The 2142-nt window shown below is 43.7% G+C and carries 1 protein-coding gene; it reads left to right on the top strand.

Annotated elements, in window-relative coordinates; genetic code table 11:
* The coding region (locus WBA89_RS07040) for a GAF domain-containing protein (protein WP_424405072.1) at positions 1–2142 on the top strand (2142 nt) is incomplete at both ends.

Raw genomic sequence — 2142 nt, 5'->3', positions numbered from 1 at the left:
GCATGAATTAGCAGCGGAAGTGGCTGCTCTGTGCGGTGAGTTTGAAGAAATGGAACGGTTGAGCGATATTGTCACCCAACAGGCACGATCCTTACTAGAAAAAATCAATGTTTACCGAATTCAAATTCAATCTAATATCTCCCAGGTTAAATTTAGCGAAGCCATTGCGATCGCCCAACAGGTTCTGCAACAGCTTGGCGTAACTTTTCCAGAAATACCCGCCCCGACAGATATTCAACAGGAAATCCAAGAAATTGGGGAACTGATTGGAGACCGAAAAATTGAAGATTTTCTCAACCTACCTGTGATGAAAGATGCGAAGAAGCTCGCAATTATCCAGATTGCCAGCAGCATCATGTCAGTAACTTACGCCTGCGGATCTCCCTTATTTCCCTTAGTGATTTCGCTGTCAGTCAAACTATCCCTCCGGTACGGAAACACACCTGTTTCAGGTCTTAGCTATGCTTGCTACGGCATCATTTTGTGTAATCTGTTGCAAGATGTAAATACAGCAACACAGTTTGGTGAGTTAGCACTCCAGGTAGTCTCAAAACTGGATGCTAAAGCTACTAAACCTGAAGTGTTCTTGGTGCTAGGAATGTCTATAGAACACCGTAAATATCATATCAAAGATAGCTTGCCGCTCTTGAGCGATGGTTACAAAACTGCCTTAGAAGTCGGAAACTTGGAGTTTGTCGGACATAATGCTAACGTTTTTTGTTACAATTCTTTTTGGTGCGGTCAGCCCCTTGCTACCTTAGAGCTGGATACTCGCAACTACTGCAATCAGTTAGTGCAATTGAACCAATCGATCACAGCCAATTACTGCCGGATATGTTGGCAATCTATTTTAAATTTGCTGGGTTTTGCGGAGCATCCCACCATGTTGTCTGGGAAAGCCCTTCAAGAGACGGAGTTTCTGCCCCTGCTGCTGTCTGGTAACGATCTGTTTGGGTTGTATAACTTCTATTTGTATAAGCTGACTCTTTGGTTTTTGTTTGGGGAATTTGAGCAAGCTAACAACCATGCACTCTTTGCCAGACGATATTTAATGGCTGTGGCGGGAACCGTCGGTGAAGCTGCATTTTATCTCTACGATTCTCTGATTGCTATAGCATTGTTGAGTCAACCGTCAGATGAGACAGCAGAAGCATTAAAGCGGGTAGAACAAAACCAAACGCAGTTAGAGTTCTGGGCCCACCATGCTCCTATGAATTATCAACATAAGTTTGATTTGGTAGAAGCGGAAAAATGTCGGGTATTAGGACAAAAAGCCGAAGCGATAGAGTTTTACGACAAGGCTATTTCTGGAGCCAAAAAAAATGAATACATCCAAGAAGAAGCCTTGGCCAACGAACTCGCAGCCAAATTCTACCTCGATTGGCGGAAAGAAAAAGTGGCGAATTCCTATATGCAAGAAGCCTACTACTGTTACGCTCGTTGGGGTGCAAAAGCCAAAATTGATGATTTAGAAAAGCGCTATCCCCAACTTTTGGCTCCCATATTGCAAGCCCAACAAAACCGTTATGCTTTTAATGAAATTCGCCTTCAAACAATTGGAAAATCTTCAATTGTACATCAAACTTTCCCAACATCTCAATCTGGTAGCAGTATTTGCGAAGCCCTCGATCTCGCTGCTATTCTCAAAGCTTCACAAGCTCTGTCAAGTGAAATAGAATTAGAAAAAGTGCTGGATGCACTGATGTCTGTGGTGATGGAAACTGCCGGGGCAAAACAAGTTGTCCTGCTGTTGGTTAAGGATGGCAATCTCGCGGTCGCATCTGTAGCCTCTCTCACGGAAAATGTTATTTCAATATCTGTTCCGCTGTCATCCAACGAGGCGGTTCCTGCTGCTGTGGTCAACTATGTCAAGCACACTTTAAAAACTGTTGTTTTGGATAATGCAGCAGCACGAAACGATTTTATGGCAGACCCGTATTTGATGGAAAAACAGCCAAAAAGTGTGCTGTGTTCGCCGATTTTACATCAGGGTAAATTAATCGGGTTGCTGTATTTAGAAAATAACTTGACAATTGGGGCATTTACGGGCGATCGCACTGAAGTCATCCAACTGTTGTGCGCGCAAGCGGCGATTTCACTCGAAAATGCCCGCTTGTACCAACAATCTCAGGCTTACGCCCA

This window comes from Microcoleus sp., from assembly GCF_049646505.1.
In the GTDB taxonomy this organism is placed as follows: Bacteria; Cyanobacteriota; Cyanobacteriia; order Cyanobacteriales; family Microcoleaceae; genus Microcoleus.
This window is presented reverse-complemented; position numbering and strand designations above follow the sequence as displayed.